We start from the raw sequence: 23,391 nt of genomic DNA on the forward strand, positions 1-23,391 counted from the left end.
AGTATCAGATAATTTTTTCTATTCTAAGTTTAATATAAGTGCAAAGTTGGCAAATCAAAATGAATACTCCCAAAAATAACACGACCGACCTGAGCTCGTGCCAACTTCCCCCTTTGAGAAAAAGAATGTAAAATCCTTCCAGACACCAGTGTAACGGGGAGAATTTACTTGCGAACTGCATATATTCCGGCATAACAAAAGCTGGTACTAAAATTCCGCCAATTGCTCCAAAAATGATGATGGATATTGCACCAAATCCATTTGCCTGTTCCTGCGTTTTTGCCCACGAACCTATCAAAAGCGCATAACTCACCGCCGCCAGACTGCTGATCAACACCACTGTCGCAAATGCGGGAAAGTTGGTTGGGATTGTCAATTCGGGTAAACCAATTTTTGGAAGAATCCAGACACCGATAGAAAAGGTCAATGAAACCTGCAAGATGGCCACAACAACATAAACCGCCATTTTGCTAATCATTACCAATACAAAACTCGTCGGCATCGTCTTTAATCTCAAAAAACTCCCGTTTATCCGCTCTTTGACAATATTACTACCCAATGACACCACCATAAAAAACATTGCAAAAATAGTCCAGGCCGGCACGTTATGCTGTGTTGAATTGGGGACGGCAACAGAATTGCTGTTTGTCGCAACGATCTGATTGATCTTGACCCGGTTGCTCGCCATTTTTTCGCTTAATGAGATTGATTTTGAGGCAATATCCATATCCGCATATATCCTCTCAATCATCATTGTTTTTTCAATCATGCCAAGATATGAATCCACAACACCTCGTACGGATGCGCTATAATTTTCTTGTAAAACCGGATCATGATAAAAAGATAAAACCGGCATCTTTTCCGTGTTTACATAAGATGAATCAGTTTCCAATCCCATATCCCGCATCATCATGTGACTGATCTCTCCGGTATTACTTTCGAGTCCGCTCGTAAAATTAGGAGGAATAAACAGTGCGATCATTTTGCCCCGGGCAAGCAGCTCCTTTTTTAAAGCACTTTCCGGAAGACTGTTAAGCGTATCAATTTTGAAAAGTCTCGACGTAGTCAGCAAGTTCAGCAGTTTTTCTCCTCCATTCCCTTCGTCGTGATTGACAACCAGCATCGGTATCTCATTTTCATTCACAATTTTGTAGGCGCTGTCCTGAATAATCGTGATGATAAAAACGAGTAAAAGCGGCATCACAAACATAAGTGCTAACCCAACTTTGTCGCTGACAAGTAGAAGAAATTCTTTACGAATGGATGAGAAAATTTTAAACATAGGTTTAGTCCCGGTACTCCTCTCCTGTCAATTTGATAAATAAATCCTGTAAACTTGCAGTGCTGTTATTTTCTAATAATTCGCTCATTCCGCCTTCCGCTACAACCTTACCATGATCGATCAGGGCGATGCGATTACAGAATTCTTCCGCTTCCGACATGTGATGAGAAGTATACACAATCGTTGTGCCAGTCCGGTTAATTTCTTCAAGATATTTAATAATCGCGTTCTTGCTTTGCACGTCAACGCCAACGGTAGGTTCGTCAAGAAACAAAATTACTGGCTTATGGATCAATCCAATTGCAAGATTGACCCGCCTTTTCATCCCGCCAGAAAAGGTTGAAACTTCTTTATTTGCCACTTTGGTCAGACCAAGTTCTTCAAGCAATTCATCGATACGGATGGAGAGTTCAGCCCTTGACAAATTATACATCGCTCCGAAATAATCGAGATTTTGCTTCGCCGTAAGTTCCTGATAAAAAGCATATTCCTGCGGAACAAAACCCAAACGGCTTCTGCGCTCCTGCCCGTCAATTTTTTTTGCGCCGATATAATAGTTTACATTTCCATGGGAAGGTGGAATAATTCCGCAGAGAATGGAGATAAGCGTCGTTTTTCCGGCACCATTTGGTCCTAATAAACCATAGACATCCCCTTCATTGATTTGCAGCTTTACATTACTCAGACTGTCCTCTTGTGCGGATTTATATCTTTTGGTAATATTTTCAATTTGAATGGACGGACCTTTATACATTTTGCAGCAACTTTGACTGAGAAAAAACTATTTTCCCAAATTCAATTTAGAGAGTTTCAAAAAGGCCTCTTTCTCAACAGAACGTATTTCCAAAAGTCGGTCAGCAATTTCGTCAAAACTCTGCTGTTCTGTCAATCTGCCTTTGTAAACACCAGCCATCTGAATGGCGCTTGCCCGCCACATATCCCCTGATTTTGTAAATTCCTCAGAGATTCCGATCAAACGGTCATCCTGCAAATATGCTGCCGCTTCTTCAAGAAATGCACCGTAAAGAAAACGAAAACCTCCGCCTCCGGTCCCGATTTCCTCCTGCATCCGTACGATCTGACCTAAATATAAACCCGCTTTTTTGAGTCCAAGTTTATCTCTCCATTTCCGAATATTTTTGGATGTGTAACGGATTCCGTTGACACCTGCAAAATTACCGGGAATGCTGATCATATCGCGGACGTTACGTTTGATCCCCGTCACGATTCCTTTACGGATCAAGTCATCGGTAATCACGCCAACTTTTTCAGGAAAATAAATATGTCCTTTTGGAGCGAGCGGTCCCTGTGCAAAACGCACGCGGGAAAGCTCTTCGGATGACAAAGAAGTGACTTCCTCCATAATCGGATCACTGATCAGATATCGGTTGTCTTCTTGCCCGTATACAATCAGATTATGGGCATTAAAGTGAAAGCGATATTCTTTTGGGAAATAGGTAAGATGAAAAACACCGACCTGACAACCCACAGGATTTCCTTCTTTAATTTTTTTATCTAAAAATAATTGCGCCTTCGCAGGATCCCTGAATTTATTCCGGGTAACTTCTACGCCAAGCGACCGGCAAGTGCGTTTAAAAATTGCCCCCGGCATGGTCCGGAAAGAAATAGCCGGGCCATTATTTATCGTCAAAAATGGAATTTGTATATAAAAAAGACCAGAACCCATACCAAATGCCAGGGGTTCAGTCATAAAATCGAGACCATGGTGACGCAACAAAGCCGTCGTGACGCCATTTTCGCAATGCGCAGCATGGACGTGATGAAATTCTTCTGTTTTGGTATCGGTATTCACTTACTTAACCTTTAAAATTTTTTAATTCGCTGACGGATATATCAAACGCCCTGGCATATTTTTCCAACTTTTTGTCGCTTAATGTTTTAAACACGGAAGGTTTAAGATGCCTTTTGACGAAAAAAACAAAAAAACCGGTATATCCGGAAAGCACGCTCAGATCCATGAGGTTCAGTTCCATGAAATAGTATACCGGACTTTTTTCACCGTTGACAACAGCCTTTCTAGCCTCTTCCACACGATCATTTACTTCTACCCAGGCACTGTCGAGTGCTTCCTTTTTTATATCCCAGCCCTCACTTAACGCTGTTTCATATTTCCCTTCTTCATTTTTGACATAACACAATTCCCGCGTCAGTCTCGAAAGTGCGCCTGGTTCCTGGGGCAGATCTTCTTTTTTCATAAGGAATGACACTTAAAACCTGTTGACAATTTCTTGGATTAACAAACAGTTAGCAGGCAGAACATGTACGAGAATCTTGAACTCTCCGGAACGGCCAGCAATATTTTTTCGCCCTTTTTAAGTTTTCCGCTGTTAAAAATTTCCTCCACCATCATGTAAATTGAAGCCGCTCCCACATTCCCCATCGTCGCCAGGTTTGTAAACCATTTTTCTTTTGGAACCGGGATACCATTTTCAATCAGGACGTCTTCAATTTTGCTTTCAAAAAAGTAACTTGAAATGTGCGGAAGGAAATAATCCACCTCATTCATATCAAATCCTTTTTTATCCAGTATTTGTTTCAAATTGTTGAAGCCAAGTTTTACGATATTCTCGCTCAACAGCTTCACATCCTGCTTAATACTAAAAATCGATTTGTTAAAAATCTCCTCATTCGTAAAATCCTTGAAACTCTTCAAACTGCCATCCTCCTCCTTGTGCGCGCCCATGTACATGCAAGCCTCTTTCTCGTTCGCAAAAGAACAGCCATCAATCCATTCAATTTTCAACGAAATTCCTGTTTCATTGGGCTTTCCTTCAACCAAAAATGCACCGGCACCGTCCGAAAGCATCCAGCGAAGGAAATCCTTATCAAAGGATACATACGGATTCTGCTCCAAACGGATCAATTCCTGAACTTCTTCTTCAAACTGCTCTGCACGAAGAGAGGGAGAAAAGCGTTCGGAAGCTACTGCAACTGCCTTTTCCTTGTCTTCCAGTTTTACAGACATATATGCATATTTAAGCGCATGCATACCGGCGCAGCAAACTCCCGAGGGAGAAACCACTTCGATCGTTCCCGTTTCTGGTAACCATCCATGAATCATAACGCCGTGTGAAGGCATGATCTGATCGGGACTGGATGTTCCTGCGCTCAATAAATCTATTTCTTTTAATTCCTCAGGCGCAACCTTAAAAAGCTGCCTGACAGCCTCAGAGGCCATTTCAGCGTTGGTATGCGTGGGAACACCCTCTTTTGTATATGCGTAATAACGACTCTTTATTTTATTATTTCGTAGAACGATCGATTTTGACTTGGAAGATTTTCCGTTAATAAATCCTAGATACTCTTCCATTTCTTCATTCGCAACCGCTTGGTTGGGTACGAACTTTGAAACTCTGGTAATAAACGCTTCTGACATTGCAATAAAAATTGATTATTTAAAAGTTGATGTAGTTGTTAATCCTAAATTTAGCTCGGCTTAACTTACACCGAAATAATATTCCTTAGATTTTTTAATCGATTTTTGACTAAACGGGGCAATCAAAAGGAAGTAAACGGTCAAAATGATTGGTGATGCAACAAACAGTGCAATCAACAGGTAATACTTAAAAAGATTTACGAAAAACTTTCTTTTTTCCGGAGTTGTCCCTTTCTTCTTGATCAGCCCTGCCCAAATCCTGAAAATCTTCTTGCCCCGCATTTCTATAAACCAAATGTCCGTCGGAATGTTGATAAGGCCCAATGATAGTATTTTCTTTTGTAAATCTCCGAATTCATTATTGATAAGTCCGGTATGAACAATGGCTCCAAATCTGTCCGCACTCGATATATCTTCCTGACTAACGCCCGGTACCGGAAGCAGATTCCACTTTCTCTCTTTTTTACCCGTGAGCATCCAATGAAAGATCGTCAAAACGCTGATCAAATTCGGCTCCCGGTCCATCAAAGGAATATTTCCAACTAAAATCCCTCCTGCTTTTTTGATATAGGCCTTCACACTTTCCTGTGAATTCAGCCACATATTCCGACCGCCAATAACGGTCACTATTGGCGTATCCTTCATCTTTTGCTGAAATACTGGATCTTGCAAAAGCGAGGTTACCGGTAGCGAGGGTGACAAAAACCATGGCTGATAGCCAAGAATTATGAGATCATATTTTTCCGAAGCATATTGGATCGGCTGTAATGCAACGGGCTCTTCGTTTACGCATTCAGGCATTGTGTCATAAAATACTTCGCTTGTCCAGGGAAACCGGAATGGTTTAACAGTTTCTATCTGTTTTCTCTCAATTTCAGCCGAATTAAATGGCAACAAAAAATTGTCAATAATCTCATTTAACTGTCCTGACTGCGAATAATTTATTACAAGCACCTTTTTCATTCCACTATTTTATTCAAATTTTCTTAGCAATCATTGAAGGTCATCCACTTTAAGCATTGCTGAGCCGGAAGCATAATTCTTTATTATCTTCTGCAATTCCGGATCCAGATTTTTATAACCTTCAATCACCGCCTTTTTATCAGCGTCCTTATTTTTGTTGTATTTTAAAACTTTCGGCGCATGTTCCTGAATCGCAAGTCTTAAAAACCGATATTCCGTATTAGTAGGTTTCTTTGCGATCTCCACTTCCAGCATGCTTGCGCCTTTTTTAAAAGTTTTTATTTTCTCATTAACACCTTTCAGTAAGCCCGCCTTTTTCGTGTAAAGCGCACCCAGGAATGCATTCTTCCATGATGAAAATCTTTCTTTTTCCAACAAAGCAATCGTTTCATCAATTTCAATCGGATTGTCACTTCCAAAAGCTTTGTAAAACACAACCTTGTCGACCGCAGGATTTACAAAAGATGAAAAAAGAATAATAAAGATAAAGCCAAAAATCCTGACTGGGTTCATAACGTTACATTTTTCTTATAAAAGCCTTACCAATTGGCTGAAAATGAGGGTTCAAAGTATATTTTTTTTCGACATTCCAGAATGGTATGGTAACTGTCTCCGATCAACGGATATGTTTCGACAACTTCAAAACCAGCTTCTGCTACAAGCGATTTCATCACATGGATGCTGTACATTTTACTGTTGCCATTGGCCATAATTGTAAAATACAGCGAAGTGGCTACCAAACTGAAATGAGCGGCAGGGTAATTCTGGTTATCAAAAAACGGTTCCAAAATATATAACCTTGTTTCCGAGGAAGCGGCCTGATGGGCATTCTTCAGGATACAAACAATTTCTTCCTTTGAAAAGCAATCCAAAAACTGGCTCATCCAGATGACATCTGCACCCTGCGGAATTTTTTGTTCCGTGTCGAGCAGGTTAATTGGGTAAAATTCTATACGGTCGGTCAACCCCTTTTCCGTTGCATTCTGTTTGGCAACATTCAATTGTACGGGCAAATCAAGTATTTTGACTTTAACATTTGGATCATACGCACAGCACGCAAAAGACCATTTCCCGGTATTTCCACCCACATCAAAAATTGTACCCGTAGGTTTACTAAACACAATTTTAAGCGCTGACGGAAAGGCTCCATCGGAATAATAATGGTCGAAATCGAACCAAGATTTCTTGGCAGGTTCAGGCAGAAGGGACAATCCTTCGTAAATGGTTGGCCAATCGCCCAACACTTTTAATCCCTCGGGTTTTCCATTTCTGATACTGTCAGTCATAGCCTTCGCCCCAAGATAACAGACATCGTTCATGAAATTTACATTCACTTTTGTCATTTCATCTTTTAAAAGGAAAAAACCGATTTTGGTGATTTTGACCATTCCGTCTCCAAAACACTCAACAACGCCAAGAATTTCTGCCGCTTCAATCAGTAGTTCGACGCCGTACTCGGAAACATCCAGTTTTTCAATAATTGTAGAAATGGCGACGCCCTTTCTGTTATTGTTTATAAATTCAAGGATTCCCAGATCTCTGAGTGCAATGACCGACTGAAAATATATCGGTCCGAAAGCTATTTTTTGTGCTTCATATTTGGCATCAATTGCCGAAATTTCTTTTTTCATTGTACTGATTAATGTTCTTTATTCCGGGCTGGGTCCGGCACCATTCTGTCTTTAAATCGTCGTCTGTATTTCTTCTTTTTTAAGTCTTCTTCGTGCCAGACAATATTTTTACCCATCGTGCCTTTCAGTCGTTGAACCAGGTTTTCACGATCCGATAGTTTTACGAAGTCCTTTTTTATCGCCGATTTTGGATCGATGTTGGGTTCATATAAATTCAGGACTTTTAATGTATCGATAACCGTCGGCAAAAGTGCAACCGGAATTTCAAATTTCCGCATAAACTTTCCCATATACCTACTCTGAAACGGATCCGTCGCCAACGCGATTTTAGTAAAGCCCATTTCCTTTGCCTTCCGGTAAGAATAGTAAACGTTTTCAGTACTGTGTTCCGCTTTTTCTTCGGTGAATATATTTTCTTTCGGCAGACCCATCGCTTCGGCGTACATGGCCATCACCCGGCTCTCAATGTAAGGCGTTGCAACAGCTGAACCTGAAAAAATTACATTTTTTGCTATTCCGTTTGTAAAAAGGTATTTCGCCCAATGGATTCTCATTTTATGCACCATATCCCACTCCTGCCCATTGTACGGAAATCCGGGAACGATAATGGCATCATAAGGCTGTGCCTTCAACCCTTGTTGAAATGCTCTTGAAGCCGAGCGATAGTATATTTTCGAACATCCTGAAAACAGGAATAAGCTGAAAACCGATAAGATAAAAATTCGTTTCAAGCCGGACTATTGTGTAAGGAGGAAGCTGTGCAAAATCCTGATTAAAGGGGATCTTGCACAGCTTCCGTTATTTTGTCAACGATTTATAAAATATCGAAATGAAGAAAAAATCTTCACCTTATGTTATTTAGCAGTCTTACTCCACTGCTTATAATATTTTGAATTAATCGATTTATTAATTTTATAAACTGCTCCGGCCCAGTAATTACGGAATCCAAAACCGGCGGCCGAGCCTTCAAGTTTTTCTGTGTAAAGGACCTTTTTCGTTTTTAGGTCGATAAAGGTAACCCATGCGTACATTTTTTCCGCATTTTTGTTCAGGCTTTCAACTACATAAACCAGGCCTATACCATCTTTTTCACTTAACGAATACTTAGCAACCGACTTCTTAACCTGGTCTTCGGTGATTGTATATGGTTCTTCAATTATATTATCTTTTACATCAGCAGACTCATTCAGCTTAATCATATCCGCAACTTTTGACTGATATTGTTCCGGCCTTAATCGGAATGCATCTTGCATAGAGAATTTTTTAGGTTCATACTCAATAAGATTATTCCAGCTTACCATGTGTTGGTTTTTAATGGCAACCGGATCAGTGAAACCAACTCGCCCGATATATTTTGCCTGTGTAAAATCCAAACCAAGAAAAGTAAGTTTTGCCTTTCCGCTATAAAGATCGGATAACGTGTTCTGGGCTGAAACCTGACCTGCCACAAATAGTAAGGTCAGTAAAAACGTAAACTTTTTCATAAACATTGTATTTAGAAGAGTTGGACAACTTGTTGAAAATATCCGGAACTTCATTGAAAGCTTAATATTTTCAAAATTAAAGAATATTATAATTATTTGACCTTTTTAATAAAACTCTGGTAAAGTGAATATTGCATACTTTTAAGAATTAGTATTCAACAATAATCAAAGATATATCAACTTTTCAGGTTTTCTTTTTTCCTGTTTGAATATTCGGTGGTTTAGTTCTTGAGCGGTGATGAATTGCAGTGCAGGCGTCACCCGCAAGCGTGATTTAAACAGAGAATGAAGTTTTTCTTTAAACAATGCAGTTTCAAGATTCATCGTCAAAAGTATCGTAATTTCGTCGTTCCCAAACTCGTTTTTGGAAACAACAACCTGGTATAAATCAATCTCGGGAACCATATCCAAAACATCAAAAAGCGCAGGCGGGAAAATAGTGGTGCCCTTGAATTTTATCATCTGCTGTTTTCGCCCGACAACAGGCCCGAGCCTTGTTGAAGTCCTACCACAAGCACAGGGTTGATAATAAACATGGCATAGATCTCCGGTTTTGTAACGAAGTAATGGCATACCTTCTACGCCCAACGTCGTCACGACAACTTCGCCCATTTCGCCCTCTCCGACCAAATTACCGCTTTCGTCTACCACTTCCAGTATGAGCAGGTCAGGATTTAAGTGTCCGCCTTTGCCCTCCCGACATTCAGTAAAGGCAGCGCCCATTTCCGTTGACGCGTAGGTGGAAAATAATTGCACATCCCATTGTGACGTAATCCTTTTTCCTAGTTCATTATAGGTAAAATCCGGATTACGGATCGGTTCGCCAATGCATAATACGGACTTTACCGAGGAAGATTTATAGTCAATTCCGTTAGCTTCCGCATACTCGATTAGCCTTGGGATAAACGAAGGAATGGCGATAAGTACCGTAGGCGAAAATCTTTGAATAGATTCCCATTGTAAAAAAGGAGCTCCCGGTCCCACCCGGATCATTCCGGCACCCATTTTTCTCGCTCCCATCCAGTAAGCCAGGCCAGCCATAAAACGCCGGTCGATGGTGGTCATTAACTGGTAGATATCATCTTCGGTTCCATTTGCGCAACGAAAAGCTTCTGCTTCATTGTTGGCCAGCCTTTCCACATCTTTATCGGTAAGGTAAAAAGCAACAGGGTCGCTTAATGTTCCGGAAGTTGTGACAAAATCGGCTATTTTAGTTTTAGGTACACAAAGAAAATCATCATTATAAAGCGCAAGGTTGTCTTTTGTAGTAAACGGAATTCCCGAAAGATCTTCGGGTGATTTTATCAACGAAATATCAATTCCGTTTTCCTGAAAAATCCGGTTGTAGTAAGAAGAATTGGTTTTAAGGTATTGGAGAATTTCTTCTAACTTTTTACTTTGTGATTCTAAAATTTCCTTGGTCATAGGGGTGATTTTCTAGTCAGTCTATTCGTTTTCAGGATTTCTCCTTTTTGCACATTTCGATCTTCGCTTTGATCGCATTAATCTCATTTTTGGAAGAAACTACATGCTGCAATGATTCCTGGTAATAACCAATGGCCTTATCATAGTTCTTTTGTTTTTCAAAGTAATCACCCAAAGTCAAGTAGGTGACGTAACTTTCAGGATTGTTTTTAACCATCGCAAACTCCTCAGCAGGGGTAAGTTTGTACGGTATCCCTAACATCACATATTTGTGAATTTTCTGTTTGGTGACTTTAAATGCTTCAAATTTTTTGTAATCCTTGGAAAGCAAAAAAGAGTCTGCCTTAACGGCCAGTGAATCAATTGCCTGAAAGGTCTTGGTATGGGCAAAAGCATCGTCAAGGTCGTAACAGATAAATTCTCCTAATTGATAAGGCGGAGTCGATATCCATATTTTCCGCTCGGCAGGTTTGAAGATGACGCCGTGATGGGCAATCAGCTGATTAAGCGATCGGGAATTTCCGTAACCTATGAAAGTGTCGTTCAGACCTTTTTTATCCCGGAGAATTTCAGCCGCTTTATTCACATCAATCGGATAATTCCGCCCCATCAATTGGGTCATGCGCTCAAAACGGGCTTTCGAATCAGTCTCATGAATATTCTTAATATTGACAGAATCCTTTATAAAAGCTGATCCCTGATAATGATTAGCGCAAACCAAATAATCTTTTCCTGATGAATACACATCCATTTTTTTAGGCGACTTCTCAATAATAACTGCCTTGTTATCTTGCGCCGAACCAATCAGTAAGGATTCAGAAACAAATGTGTCTCTCTTTTTTGCAATGGAGTCGGCTTCTTCAATGGTCGCAGCGTATTGTAAAATTTCCCTGGCCAACAAAGAAATCGGTTCTTTCGCTCCGTATGGGATATCTGATTTTGAGGCATTGAGCGTCACCGTAATTCCCTTTTCATTGATTCCTGAAACGACGCCAGTTAAACCTGCCCAGGCATAAGATGCAAATTTGTATCCTTTGTCAGGATTAATAAAAACGATGAGTTTGTCTTCTGCAAAAGCATCACCCATATAAAAATCAAAATTCCTACCAATCAATAAAGTAGAGTCTTCCGAAAGCGTGTTATTAACCGCAAAAGAAGTGCATCCGACCATGTTTAAATCGGTCAGCGCATGACCGATATCGTGTGCCGCGTGGTAATTTAAAATCCTGTAATATTTTGGGCCTATATAATTAAAACGATCAGAAAATGATTGGGAAACTCCATAGATTTCTTGCAAATTTTCATCCTGTATATATTTATAAATATCTTTATTAAACCATGCCACGAAGCCTTTCAGGACTTGAAGAAAGAAAGCATTAGGAATAATTTCCTTAATTTGAGCAAGGAAATGGACTTCCTGTTTTTCCATTAACTCTTTGGCTAAAACGCCGTAAATTAACCCGCGTTCATATGGCGCACCTTCCAGATACATTTCCCAAATGCCATTTTTATTTTTTCTTAGCCAGCAATTGTCAACCTTGTAAGAATTCGGTCCAAGTTGCACGCGTTTGTAGCTTTGCGGTGTTTTGGTACTGGTAATCTCTGGCGTTGGCAATTTTACCAGCCAAATAAACAAGCCAAAAGCCAGTCCTGCCAGTAGAAAAGTGATACTGAGAAATTTGAAAAGGATACGTAATGATCTATTTTTTGGCCACATATTTCGCTGGGAATGATAATTTCAGAGGAGAAAATGGACGACATTTGGTCTTCCTCCAAGTAATTAACGCGCAAAATTACAAATAAATGGGCTTGGTATATAAAAAGATATTGTCGGAGGATACGCTGCTGGGACTTTGGGAAATCTCGGAATCTGTTCAGGAGCTGCTTTTAATTGCAAATCTTTCTGCGACGGGGAAAGAAATTTTATCCAAAAAAGTCAGTGATAAGCGTAGAAAGGAATGGCTTTCGGCTCGATGTCTGGCTAAAAGTATGTTACCAGCGCTGGCTGAAATCCTTTATGACAAAAACGGCAAACCAGTCATTGAAAATGGAGAATATCATATTTCAATTTCGCATTCCGGCAGTTACTCAGCAGTTTATCTAAGCAAAGAAAATCCGGTTGGGGTTGATATTCAAAAAATAAAACCGGATATCTCGAAAGGAATTGATTATTTCCTGAACAATCAGGAACAATTATGGGTTGATGAGACAGATTTCATTACACTGAATATTTTGTGGTCATGTAAAGAATCGGTTTTCAAGTATGTCTCTTCCTACGAACTGGATATTCGTAATCAGATTTTTTGTAATTCGTTTGAAGCGAAGTCCACAGGAGAGATTGAGGTAATCATCCGTAATTATAAACATGAAATTTTGTCTATTCATTACGAAGTCTTTGAAGATTACGTGCTTACACGTACATTGTAGAAGAAAAGGTGGTTATGCCGAATTAGCCACCGCATGCTCCTAAAAGCTAAGCCCATTCGATATTTTTTATGAAAAAATTTACATTCCTTCTATTTCTTTTATCTACTTATCAAATTAGTGCTCAGGTTCCCACACTATCTTCCAGTGAAATTTATCAGGGTATCAAAAAATTAAACGTTCTTGGTTCGGTTCTCCACATTGCGGCGCACCCTGACGACGAAAACACGCTGATGCTTTCTTACATGTCGAAGGATCAGCTGGTGCGTACGGGTTATCTTTCTCTGACACGTGGTGATGGCGGGCAAAATCTTATTGGTGCTGAACAGGGTTATAATATTGGTGTCATTCGAACACAAGAACTTTTGGGAGCGAGAAAAATAGATGGCGCACAGCAATTTTTCTCACGCGCTTACGACTTTGGTTTTTCAAAAACGAGAAAAGAAACCCTGAATTTCTGGGATCAAAATAAAGTACTGGGCGATGTTGTCTGGATGATCCGGAAATTTCAACCAGATGTCATTATTACCCGTTTCCCACCAGATCCAAGAGCCGGACACGGTCACCATCAGACATCTGCTTATCTTGGTGAAGAAGCATTTAAGCTAGCCGCTGACCCGAAAGCATATCCGGATCAACTGAAATATGTAAAAACCTGGCAGGCAAAACGTCTGGTCTGGAACACATTCACGCCTGGCTTTACCAATAAAAAACCGGAAGGAGAAAAAAATCCATTTATTTCAACAGAGATCGGGGGGTATAATCAGATTCTCGGAAAGTCTTATACCGAGATTGCTGCTGAAAGCCGTAGTCAGCACAAGAGCCAGGGATTTGGCAGCGCGCCGACCCGCGGCGAACGAATAGACTATTTTCTACATAAAGAAGGAATACCAGCAAAAGAAAGTCTGTTTGACGATGTGGACATTACCTGGAAGCGGGTGCCGGGAAGTCAGAAAGTTCAGTCACTTGTCACGGACGCTATCAGGGATTATGAGATCGCGAATCCGTCGGCTTCTGTTCCTGTTTTGTTGAAAATTAATGCTGAACTGAATAAATTGGATACTGCCAATATTTATGTAAAAGCAAAAAAACAGGAAATCTGTGATTTGCTTGCTCAGTGTGTCGGGTTATTTTTTGAAACAAATCCTACGGAATTTTCTGCGGTCGCCGGTGAATTGACAGATGTAAAAATCACGATCGTGAAGCGCTCAACATATCCTGTAAAACTGACTTCCCTGCGTTGGACAGGTATCAAGGCCGACAGCAGTCTTAACATGGCTCTGGGTTCTAATGAAATGAATACATTTTCAATTAAAGCACGTTTACCGGAAAATTTACATACTACCCAACCATACTGGCTCGAAAAACCCATTGATAAAGGAATTTTTCAAATCGATGATCAGCAGGATATTGGTTACCCGGAAAACAGGCCTGAAACGAAAACATATTTTAAATTCGAAATTGAAGGACAAAAGTTTACGTATACCAGGTCCTGGGTTTATAAATTTACCGATCCGGCTGTTGGGGAAATCTATCGTCCATTTGAAATCCGTCCGGCGGTTACGACAAATATTAATGAACCGGTTTTCATCTTCGCCAATCAGGATTCCAAAATGTTGACGGTTATGGTAGAGGCTCAAAAACCCAATATGAAAGGTGAAGTCAAACTTCAACTGCCAACAGGCTGGAAATCAGAACCCGCGAAAGCAGAATTCAATCTTGCCGAAAAATATCAGGAACAGAATTTCTCTTTTACAATAACTCCTCCGGCTAAAAACGAGGAAGCAGTGATTAAATCCATTGCAGTTGCAAATGGTAAAACGTATGATAAATCAATTCGTACGATCAATTATCGCCATATTCCAAGCCAGACATTATTTCCGCCGGCAGAGGCAAAACTTGCCCGGGTGGATGTCAAAACTACCGTGACCCGGATAGGGTATATTGCCGGAGCCGGCGACGATGTGCCAATGGCGTTGAGGCAAATGGGCTGCTCGGTTACAATGCTCAACGAAGCTGCGCTCTCAAAAGACCTGAGCGAATATGAGGCAATTATCGTTGGAATTAGAGCTTATAATACAGAAACCCGCCTGGCTTACTATCAGGAAAAACTAATGGATTATGTAAAAAACGGTGGAACCATGGTTGTCCAGTATACCATCCCGGCACGTTTGATGGTCAAACAAATTGGCCCGTATCCAATCCAGCTAAGTCACGACAGGGTTGCAGAAGAAGATGCTGAAATCAGGTTTTTGAAGCCCAACCATGATTTATTAAATTATCCAAACAAAATTACCCAGAACGATTTTAAGGGATGGATTCAGGAACGCGGCTTGTACTTTGCAAGTGACTGGGACAAAACGAAATATGAAGCTATTTTTTCCAGTAACGACACAGACGAAAGCTTGAAAGAAGGCAGTGTGTTATATGCGCAATATGGCAAGGGTCATTACATCTATACCGGCCTGTCATTTTTCCGTGAACTTCCAGCTGGGGTGACAGGAGCCTATCGCCTTTTTGCGAATATGATTTCAGTAGGCAAAAGGTAAAAATAACCGGTTATATGCCGGTTATTTCATATTCTTTCTGCGATTTCTTTGGAAATCTTCCAGCACAAATCCGCCTAATCCTTGCAGGTTGCTATAATAAGCCCGTCCATTATTTACTTTGGTAAAATCCTGAACAAACTGTTTTAAGTACGGATCGGTTGCAATCATAAAAGTAGTGACCGGAATATCCAGACGTCGACACTGGGCAGCAAGTGTCAAAGTTTTACTAATTATTTTACGATCCAGCCCGAAGCTATTTTTATAGTATTTGATCCCTTCTTTCAAACAAGTTGGCTTACCGTCGGTAATCATGAAAATTTGCTTGTTACGCGTCTTTTTACGACGAAGGATATCCATCGCTAGTTCCAGACCGGCAACAGTATTGGTATGATAAGGACCAACTTCCAGGTAAGGCAAATCTTTCAATTGAATCTGCCAGGCGTCATTTCCAAAAACGATAATGTCTAATGAATCTTTTGGGTATTTCGACCTGATCAATTCTGCCAAAGCCAATGCGACTTTTTTTGCTGGTGTAATTCTGTCCTCACCATATAAGATCATAGAATGGCTTATATCAATCATAACAACCGTGGCCGTTGTCGTTTTTTGTTCCCGCTCAACAACTTCAAGATCATTCTCCATCAGCATAAAATCACCAATTCCGTGATTTACCTGCGCATTTTTGATAGACTCTGTCATGGCAATCTGATCAAGCGTATCGCCAAATTGAAACTGACGGATATCGCTGCTTAATTCGTCACCCGCTCCCATGTAAGGCGTATGGTGGTTCCCTCCTGATTTCGATCTTTTCAGTTTTCCAAAAATTTCATCCAAAGCACTTTTTCGGATACTCTTTTCTGCCTTTGGCGTCATGATCAGTTTACTCTCTCCCTCCCCTTTTTCCTCGGTGATATATCCTTTTTTCTTCAAATCATCGAAAAAATCACCAATACCGTAAGAGTCGTTCGTCAGATTGTATTGCCTGTCGAGCTCACTTAGCCAGGACATAGCCTCGCTAACATCACCTGACGTCATCAGCAGCAATTGCTGAAAAATATCAAAAAGCTGATCAAACTTGCTATTTCCAGTTTGCTCAGCTGGTACAAATTTGGTGAAACGATGTCCTTGCATAAAATTCAGATCTGAAAATAAATCTTAAAAAAACAGACGGCTACTTTCGATTCATTTTGAAAGTAGCCGTTTAAAATATCAAAAAAGAATCAAATTACGCTTCTTCAACGCAAAATTCTTCAAATGCCATTTGCAAGTGCTGAGCGATCATTTCAGCAGAACGGCCTTCGATATGATGACGTTCAACAAAATGGATCAACTCACCATCTTTGAAAAGAGCAACCGCCGGTGACGACGGAGGATATGGCAAAGTATATTCGCGCATTTTCGCAACAGCTTCGGAATCGAAACCGGCAAAAACAGTCGCCAATTGATCTGGCTTCACTTCACTGCGTTCCAAAGATGCTCTCACACCCGGACGGGCCGCACCAGCAGCACAACCGCAAACTGAATTGATCACTACCAAAGCAGTGCCTTTCATATTCTGCATGAAGTTGTCCACTTCTTCCGCACTTGTCAAATCCTGAAAACCGACATTAGTCAACTCCGCCTTCATAGGCGCTACTAACTGTGGAGGATACATATTTTCTTAAAGTTTAAAGTTAAAATTTGATTAGCTTATAGTCATAGCAATTTCGCGTCCGACTATTTAATTATTTTTTATTTAGTTTGATAGCCGACTGCCGAAAGCCGATGGCCACATTTACATAAATCCAAGTTCCAGTTTCGCTTCTTCTGACATCATTTCAGTCGTGTAAGGAGGATCAAAGGTAAGCTCTATACTTACATCATTCACACCTTCCACTTCTCTGATCTTTTGTTCTACTTCTCCTGGCAAAGTACCCGCGGACGGACATGAAGGCGAAGTTAGGGTCATCGAAACAAAAACATTATTAACGGGAAATATCTTCAAATCGTATATGAGGCCAAGCTCGTAAACGTCTACCGGAATTTCCGGGTCGTAAACCATTTTGATCGCTTTGACAACCTCTTCACGCAATTCTGATTCGCTCATTTCTTTTTATTTAAGATAACAGTAACTGAGGCCTGTTAGTTTTTATTTTTGCTATTTTTTTAATCAGCCGCCTGATAGGCGATGCCGTAAGTTCTCATTTGTTTTAGCATAGACGCTAATCCATTAGAGCGGGTTTGGGCCAAATGCTGGTGTAAACCAACTCTTTCCATGAAATAAAGATCTGCTTTGGAAATTTCTTCGGGCGTGTGGCCAGACAAAACTTTTACCAGCATACTGACCAATCCTCTAACAATGATGGCATCACTATCTGCTTCAAATTTTAGAAGATCACCATCCATATAGGCATTTAACCAAACTCTGGACTGGCAGCCTTTGATAATATTTTCTTCGGTTTTATATTGTTCTTCCAACGGAGGAAATTGTTTTCCGAGATCGATAATATACTCATACTTACTTTCCCAATCGTCAAACAATTCAAAATCTTCGATTAGTTCGTCTTGTGCTTCGTTAATTGTCATAGTTAAACAATCCTCAATTTTTAGGCATTTGCCATTCGGTTTTCCAACCAATGAATAATAACTTCCGCTTCTTCTAAGCCAGCTTTTGCAACCAAAGCACTTGGATTTCCATCGTAGCTCATTGATAAATGCAAAGTATCATAAACAGCCAGGAACCTTCCAAGTAACTTCTTATCAAGAACAGACAATTGTTGCTTGTACCAGTCCACGTCCTTTCTTCCTTTTCCCTTTTTCCCAAGATATGAATCCAAGGCTACCAAGACACCTACATAAGCAGTGTGGCCAGCCATTTTCACATATTTTTGATCTTGATAAATCCCATCCTCTTTATTAGCCTTATCGCTCAAAATTTCTCTGGCATTGTCAAGATATCGTCTGGCTTCAATAATATGAGTATTCATTCTTAACAAAATTATAGTGTGTAAATATAAAGAATTATTAAATCCGTTAGCCCAGCATCTTCTTCGCCTTATGAAGGCCTTTTATCAGGCTGTCAATTTCCTCAATCGTATTGTAAACAGCAAAAGAGGCGCGCGTGGTTCCTAAAATACCCAAACGGCTCATCAGAGGTTGGGTGCAGTGATGCCCGGTACGGACTGCTATACCCTGATTATCCAGGATCACGGCGATATCCTGGTGATGAATACCCTCGATCACAAAAGACAGAACGCTTACTTTCTCTTTCGCCTGACCTATAATTCTCAATCCCGCAATTTCTCTGACCGCTTCTGTTGCATACAAAAGAAGATCATTCTCGTGTTTGGAAATATTTGGTTTCCCCAAAGTATCAACATAATCGATAGCATATTTGGCAGCTACCACATCTGCAATATTCGGTGTTCCAGCTTCAAACTTATAAGGCAGTTCATTGTAAGTCGTTTTTTCAAACGTTACTTCTTTGATCATTTCTCCACCGCCACGGTAAGGAGGCATGGCTTCAAGCAATTCTTTTTTCCCGTAAAGGATACCCATTCCGGTTGGGCCATATATTTTATGAAGCGATAAAGCATAGAAATCAACATCCAGTGCCTGCACGTCTACTGTAAAATGTGAGCTGGCCTGCGCGCCGTCTAATAATACCTTCGCTCCTACTTTATGTGCTTTTTCAATAATTTCTGCGACAGGATTAATTGTTCCTAATGCATTTGAAACATGCACTACGGAGACAAATTTTGTTTTTTCTGAAAGCATTTTTTCGTACTCATCCATCAAAAGTTCACCCTCATCATTGATCGGGATCACTCTTAATACACATCCTATTTCCTCACAAAGCATCTGCCACGGAACAATGTTTGAATGATGTTCCATGGTTGAAATGATGATTTCATCCCCTGCTTTCAAAAATTTACGCCCGTAAGTTTGCGCAACCAGATTAATACTGTCGGTTGTACCGTATGTAAAAATGACTTCCTCAGACAACGCAGCGTTGATAAATTTTTGCAATCTTCTACGGGAATCTTCAAAAGCACCTGTCGCTTTTTCCGCCAGATGATGAATGCCGCGGTGGATGTTGGCATTATAATGCTCGTAATATCCCGACAGCGCGTCCAGTACAATACGAGGCTTTTGCGTCGTAGCGGCATTATCAAGATACACAAGTTGTTTTCCGTTAACGATTTCATTTAAAATGGGAAAATCATTTCGGATGGACGCTATATCTGGGAAATTATTCATTTCTATTCAGTATTAAAGAAAAATGCCCAACCCAATTGAAGAGAAGGTTGGGCATTAAAATAAGTATTTGTAAAGACAGAACGAATATTAGTTCCTGGAAAGTTTCTCTGCGATTACATTTTCAAGATATTCACGGATCGAATCGATTTTAATCTGCGAAACTACATCAGCGCAGAAAGCAAACATCAAAAGTGACATTGCTTCAGGCTTCGAAATCCCGCGGGAACGCATATAAAACAATGCTTCTTCGTCAATCTGTCCTGTTGTCGTTCCATGAGAACATTTCACGTCGTCAGCAAAAATTTCAAGCTGCGGTTTTGTGTACATCGTCGCGTCAGTCGATAAAACGATGTTTTTACAAGACTGGAATGCGTTGGTTTTCTGAGCATCAGGACGAACAAAAATCTTGCCATTGAAAACGCCTTTCGACCTGTCGCGCAAAATTCCTTTATACAGTTCGTTACTCTCTGAGTTTGGTTTGCGATGATCTGCAACAGTATGATTGTCAACGTGCTGTGTTCCATCAGGAAAATACAACCCATACATATAAGCCTCACAATGTTCTCCGTCAATAACGATATTGAGATTATTTCTGGTAAACTTTCCGTTTAGCGTCACAGTTGCTGCATAAAAGTGAGATTTTTCCAGCATCCGAACTTGTGTAGTTCCAATATGGTATGCATTTTCACTTTCATTTTGCACCTTATAATATTCAACGCCAGCTTCTGCTCCCACATTGATTTCAGTGACAACATTAGTAAAGGAGCGTTGATCTCCAATGGTTCTGAAAGCTTCTGCAATTTTCACATGGGCATTTTTCCCAACCGCAATTATATTACGAGGCTGGCTTCCAATGTTTTCCAGGCGTGCATCACTTACAAATCGCAAAATTACCGGATGTTCAACCGTTTTATTATCCGGGATATGGATAAAAACTCCGTCATGAGCGAAAGCAGTATTTAAAGATGTAAAAGCATCGGTATCATCCTTCACCAGCTCATCAAAATAGGAATTAACCAGCTCAGGATTATTCTTATAGGCATTTTGCAAAGAATCTATAATGATCTGATCCGTAGAAGAGACCATTGTAGACAAAGCGGCATTGTAATGACCGTTTACAAAATACAATATATTGGCAGCCTGCTCCGGCATTTTCAGATCCACCAGATCCTCTGCCGAAAGCGTATCAGTTGTGTTAAAGTTATAAGAAGCGCTGATCAGATCACGAACATTGCTGTATTTCCACTCCTCATTTTGGATCGTCGGAAATCCCAACGTATCAAACTGGGCCAGCGCAGCACGTTTTTTCTGATGAAAGGCCGATTTCGCCTCACCATTCATCACGGATTCCCGTGCGTGAAAATCTGTGATTAACTTCGTTTTTAAATCTATTGTTTCGAAAGTCATTCCTAATTGGTATTGAAAGTGATTTTACTTGATTGTCCTGTCGGCCAATCCGACAATAACCTGAAAATTTCAGCCAGATTATTGATTTACTTCCGCAGCCTCAACTTCGGCCTTAATCCAGTCGTATCCTTTTTCTTCCAATTCAAATGCCAGTTCTTTGCCTCCGGATTTAACAATTCTTCCTTTGTAAAGCACGTGGACAAAATCAGGTACTATATAATCCAAAAGACGCTGATAATGAGTAACAACGATAGCAGAACGCTCAGGAGAGCGAAGTGAGTTAACACCTTCCGCTACAATACGCAACGCATCAATATCAAGTCCTGAATCTGTTTCATCCAAAATTGCCAGTTTCGGTTCAAGAACAGCCATTTGAAAGATTTCATTTCTTTTTTTCTCACCACCTGAAAAACCTTCATTTAAGGCGCGTTTCAGCAGCGAGTCGTTCATGCTAACCAATTTCGCTTTCTCACGTACCATTTTCAGGAAACGTGCAGCATCCAAAGGTTCTTCTCCGTTATATTTACGAATTTCGTTAACAGCAGTTTTCAAAAAGTTGATGGTTGTAACACCGGGAATTTCGACAGGATACTGGAATGCAAGAAAAATACCCTCTGCAGCTCTTTCTTCCGCTGCAAGTTCCAATAAATCTTTTCCGTCAAAAATTACACTTCCCCCGGTAACCTCGTACTCTTCTCTTCCGGCCAAAACCGAAGCCAAAGTACTTTTCCCCGATCCATTCGGCCCCATGATGGCATGCACTTCACCTGGTTTAATTTCCAGATTGATGCCTTTTAATATTTCTTTACCTTCGATTGAGGCGCGTAATCCATTAATTGAGAGCATAACTAAATTTATACTTGTATATGTAGTTCTTGGTAAATTTACCGCAAAAGTAGTAAGCTTTGGTCGTATATGAAAATTATACGACATCATGTAAAGCTAACACTATCTTTATACATCTATATTAACCTTTTTAAAGGCCCGTATGTTCCATCACAGTGGATGAATTTCGAACTTCGTCTGTATAAATATAGACAAAGCGATTAACAAATAGGCTAATTCCCGAATATCCGCATTACTTTGCGGCAAGTGTATTTAAGTTCCTAAGTTTATGAAATCAGACAAATCACTTTCCCCGACCATAAACGTGTCATCAGAAGTTGGCACACTAAGAAGGCTTTTAATCCATAGTCCAGACCGGGGCCTTGGAAAAGTTATACCCTCAAAAGCTCAGGACTGGCTTTTTGAGGATATCGTTCACCTGGATACTATGCGAAAAGGTGAATACGATTTTTACGTAAAGTTGCTCCTGTATTTTCTTGATCCTGAAAAAATCAAAGGAAAATTAAAAGCAATTGATTCAGATATTTCCAGATCGTTTTATATCCCCGGTTCTGATCATTATTTTGATTCCGACAAAGTTGTTGACATACAAAAACTCCTTGCAGAAATTTTACAGGATGAAAATATCAGAATAAAACTTACCGCGGCAATTTGCGGTATCGAACGTTGTTCATATCAAACGCAAAACGAGCTGAATACCTTTGATCCGATTGAACTGGCTAAAATATTCATTTCAGGTTCGCTTTCAGACAAGCGCATGTTGTTTGCGCCTTTGCCCAATCTGATATTCATGCGGGATATCGGTATCGTGATTAACGACCATATTTTGCTCAATAAACCGGCAAAGTCAGCGAGAACGAGAGAATCTATCCTGGCCCAGTTTGTCTTCTTTCATCATCCGATGTTTGCGGATATGAAGGAAAATATTATCGAAATACCTGAAAACGGAAGGCATTTTCTACTTCCTGACGATGAGAAAGGAAGCGAATTTCAACGTTGCACGCTGGAAGGTGGTGACGTCATGATGGTCGCTCCCAGACATCTGCTGATTGGGTGCAGCGAGCGAACTTCGGTTTATGCTGCTCAGGAGGTTATGAAAATTCTGTTTGAGAAAAATGTGGTGGATACCATTACGATTATTAAAATTCCGAAAAAGCGGGATTACATGCATATCGACACCATTTTCACGCAGGTGAAAAAAAATGTCTGGGTATTGTTGAGTAGCCTGGGGAGATTAGGCGATGAAGCGAAGAAAAAAGATGTTCTTCATTTTTTCGCGCCAAAAGAAACAAACCCGCCATTTCAGATTCTGCAATTCATCAAGGGTTTGGAACATAAACCGATTGAGATTGAGAATCTTGAAGATCTGCTCGCAGACATCAGTCGCAATGATCTTGGAAGCAAAGAAGAGGTTCAGTTTATTTATTCAGGAAATAATCAGTTTCCATACGGAGAACGGGAACAGTGGACGGATTCCTGTAATCTTTTGGCGTTAAAAGATGGCGTCGTCATTGGTTATGACCGTAATGATAAAACCCTGGATGCTTTCCGGGATAAGGGATTCCGGATTATCAAGGCAAAAGATCTGCTTGAAAAATTCGAGAGCGGGCAGCTTTCGCCTGAAACTTTGACAGACACATTTATCACGCTGCCATCCGCGGAATTGTCAAGAGCGCGGGGTGGGTCACACTGCATGAGTATGCCGATATTAAGAGATTAAAATCGATTGTAAACTCACCAATTC

General features: G+C 40.4%; 23 protein-coding genes. 3 read left to right on the forward strand and 20 right to left on the reverse strand.

The window, feature by feature from the left end; genetic code table 11:
- Positions 1 to 4 precede the first annotated feature (4 nt).
- The 12 genes from AC1XUO_RS10390 to AC1XUO_RS10445 form a co-directional block, all read right to left on the reverse strand.
- Complete coding sequence (locus tag AC1XUO_RS10390) at positions 5 to 1,282, reverse strand: ABC transporter permease (protein WP_483329712.1); 1,278 nt, start codon at positions 1,280 to 1,282, stop codon at positions 5 to 7.
- Between the two features lie 4 nt (positions 1,283 to 1,286).
- The gene (locus tag AC1XUO_RS10395; protein WP_483329713.1) at positions 1,287 to 2,036 is read right to left on the reverse strand and encodes an ABC transporter ATP-binding protein; all 750 of its coding nucleotides are present in this window, start codon (positions 2,034 to 2,036) and stop codon (positions 1,287 to 1,289) included.
- Between the two features lie 27 nt (positions 2,037 to 2,063).
- Positions 2,064 to 3,095, reverse strand: a complete 1,032-nt coding sequence (gene darH, locus AC1XUO_RS10400) for a BtrH-related acyltransferase DarH (protein WP_483329714.1) — start codon at positions 3,093 to 3,095, stop codon at positions 2,064 to 2,066.
- A gap of 4 nt (positions 3,096 to 3,099) precedes the next feature.
- Positions 3,100 to 3,498, reverse strand: a complete 399-nt coding sequence (gene DarG / locus AC1XUO_RS10405; protein WP_483329715.1) for a flexirubin biosynthesis protein DarG — start codon at positions 3,496 to 3,498, stop codon at positions 3,100 to 3,102.
- Between the two features lie 38 nt (positions 3,499 to 3,536).
- Positions 3,537 to 4,679 carry a dialkylresorcinol biosynthesis protein DarB gene (darB, locus tag AC1XUO_RS10410; protein WP_483329716.1) on the reverse strand — a complete coding sequence of 381 codons (1,143 nt, stop codon included), beginning with the start codon at positions 4,677 to 4,679 and terminating at the stop codon, positions 3,537 to 3,539.
- 60 nt (positions 4,680 to 4,739) lie between these two features.
- Positions 4,740 to 5,642 carry a hypothetical protein gene (locus AC1XUO_RS10415; RefSeq protein ID WP_483329717.1) on the reverse strand — a complete coding sequence of 301 codons (903 nt, stop codon included), beginning with the start codon at positions 5,640 to 5,642 and terminating at the stop codon, positions 4,740 to 4,742.
- A 30-nt stretch (positions 5,643 to 5,672) separates the two neighbouring features.
- The gene (locus AC1XUO_RS10420) at positions 5,673 to 6,155 is read right to left on the reverse strand and encodes a hypothetical protein (protein ID WP_483329718.1); all 483 of its coding nucleotides are present in this window, start codon (positions 6,153 to 6,155) and stop codon (positions 5,673 to 5,675) included.
- 26 nt (positions 6,156 to 6,181) lie between these two features.
- Positions 6,182 to 7,273, reverse strand: coding sequence for a methyltransferase (locus AC1XUO_RS10425; protein ID WP_483329719.1), 1,092 nt, complete (start codon positions 7,271 to 7,273; stop codon positions 6,182 to 6,184).
- An 8-nt stretch (positions 7,274 to 7,281) separates the two neighbouring features.
- Positions 7,282 to 8,004 carry a YdcF family protein gene (locus AC1XUO_RS10430; protein WP_483329720.1) on the reverse strand — a complete coding sequence of 241 codons (723 nt, stop codon included), beginning with the start codon at positions 8,002 to 8,004 and terminating at the stop codon, positions 7,282 to 7,284.
- A 123-nt stretch (positions 8,005 to 8,127) separates the two neighbouring features.
- A complete protein-coding gene (locus tag AC1XUO_RS10435; RefSeq protein WP_483329721.1) occupies positions 8,128 to 8,757 on the reverse strand; it encodes a hypothetical protein in 630 nt (209 codons plus the stop codon).
- A 165-nt stretch (positions 8,758 to 8,922) separates the two neighbouring features.
- Positions 8,923 to 10,182 (reverse strand): flexirubin biosynthesis putative acyl-CoA ligase FlxY, encoded by a 1,260-nt coding sequence (gene flxY / locus AC1XUO_RS10440; RefSeq protein WP_483329722.1) that lies wholly within the window; start codon positions 10,180 to 10,182, stop codon positions 8,923 to 8,925.
- 31 nt (positions 10,183 to 10,213) lie between these two features.
- Positions 10,214 to 11,899, reverse strand: a complete 1,686-nt coding sequence (locus AC1XUO_RS10445; RefSeq protein WP_483329723.1) for a C45 family autoproteolytic acyltransferase/hydrolase — start codon at positions 11,897 to 11,899, stop codon at positions 10,214 to 10,216.
- Positions 11,900 to 11,985: 86 nt separating this feature from the next.
- On the opposite strand from AC1XUO_RS10445, the gene AC1XUO_RS10450 reads away from it, so the two are divergent.
- Together AC1XUO_RS10450 and AC1XUO_RS10455 are read left to right on the forward strand one after the other, a co-directional pair.
- Positions 11,986 to 12,609 carry a 4'-phosphopantetheinyl transferase family protein gene (locus tag AC1XUO_RS10450; protein WP_483329724.1) on the forward strand — a complete coding sequence of 208 codons (624 nt, stop codon included), beginning with the start codon at positions 11,986 to 11,988 and terminating at the stop codon, positions 12,607 to 12,609.
- Positions 12,610 to 12,677: 68 nt separating this feature from the next.
- The gene (locus tag AC1XUO_RS10455; RefSeq protein ID WP_483329725.1) at positions 12,678 to 15,155 is read left to right on the forward strand and encodes a PIG-L family deacetylase; all 2,478 of its coding nucleotides are present in this window, start codon (positions 12,678 to 12,680) and stop codon (positions 15,153 to 15,155) included.
- Positions 15,156 to 15,176: 21 nt separating this feature from the next.
- Here the strand turns inward: AC1XUO_RS10455 and AC1XUO_RS10460 are convergent, their stop codons facing one another.
- The 8 genes from AC1XUO_RS10460 to sufC form a co-directional block, all read right to left on the reverse strand.
- Complete coding sequence (locus AC1XUO_RS10460) at positions 15,177 to 16,286, reverse strand: vWA domain-containing protein (protein WP_483329726.1); 1,110 nt, start codon at positions 16,284 to 16,286, stop codon at positions 15,177 to 15,179.
- Positions 16,287 to 16,380: 94 nt separating this feature from the next.
- Positions 16,381 to 16,809, reverse strand: a complete 429-nt coding sequence (locus tag AC1XUO_RS10465; protein ID WP_235153743.1) for a BrxA/BrxB family bacilliredoxin — start codon at positions 16,807 to 16,809, stop codon at positions 16,381 to 16,383.
- Positions 16,810 to 16,929: 120 nt separating this feature from the next.
- The gene (locus AC1XUO_RS10470) at positions 16,930 to 17,241 is read right to left on the reverse strand and encodes an SUF system Fe-S cluster assembly protein (RefSeq protein WP_234647503.1); all 312 of its coding nucleotides are present in this window, start codon (positions 17,239 to 17,241) and stop codon (positions 16,930 to 16,932) included.
- 59 nt (positions 17,242 to 17,300) lie between these two features.
- Positions 17,301 to 17,720, reverse strand: a complete 420-nt coding sequence (locus AC1XUO_RS10475) for a SufE family protein (protein ID WP_235153742.1) — start codon at positions 17,718 to 17,720, stop codon at positions 17,301 to 17,303.
- 20 nt (positions 17,721 to 17,740) lie between these two features.
- Positions 17,741 to 18,121 carry a DUF5618 family protein gene (locus tag AC1XUO_RS10480; RefSeq protein ID WP_483329727.1) on the reverse strand — a complete coding sequence of 127 codons (381 nt, stop codon included), beginning with the start codon at positions 18,119 to 18,121 and terminating at the stop codon, positions 17,741 to 17,743.
- A 46-nt stretch (positions 18,122 to 18,167) separates the two neighbouring features.
- Entirely contained in the window at positions 18,168 to 19,394 is a 1,227-nt protein-coding gene (locus AC1XUO_RS10485) for a SufS family cysteine desulfurase (protein WP_483329728.1), read from the reverse strand.
- An 87-nt stretch (positions 19,395 to 19,481) separates the two neighbouring features.
- Positions 19,482 to 20,801: a Fe-S cluster assembly protein SufD gene (sufD, locus tag AC1XUO_RS10490; protein WP_483329729.1), complete on the reverse strand. Its 1,320-nt coding sequence runs from the start codon at positions 20,799 to 20,801 to the stop codon at positions 19,482 to 19,484.
- A 78-nt stretch (positions 20,802 to 20,879) separates the two neighbouring features.
- Positions 20,880 to 21,737 (reverse strand): Fe-S cluster assembly ATPase SufC, encoded by an 858-nt coding sequence (sufC, locus tag AC1XUO_RS10495; protein WP_483329730.1) that lies wholly within the window; start codon positions 21,735 to 21,737, stop codon positions 20,880 to 20,882.
- Between the two features lie 178 nt (positions 21,738 to 21,915).
- On the opposite strand from sufC, the gene AC1XUO_RS10500 reads away from it, so the two are divergent.
- Positions 21,916 to 23,367 carry an arginine deiminase family protein gene (locus tag AC1XUO_RS10500; protein ID WP_483329731.1) on the forward strand — a complete coding sequence of 484 codons (1,452 nt, stop codon included), beginning with the start codon at positions 21,916 to 21,918 and terminating at the stop codon, positions 23,365 to 23,367.
- The last annotated feature ends 24 nt before the right edge of the window (positions 23,368 to 23,391 follow it).

The organism is Dyadobacter sp. HNCC25DJ186, assembly GCF_056895235.1.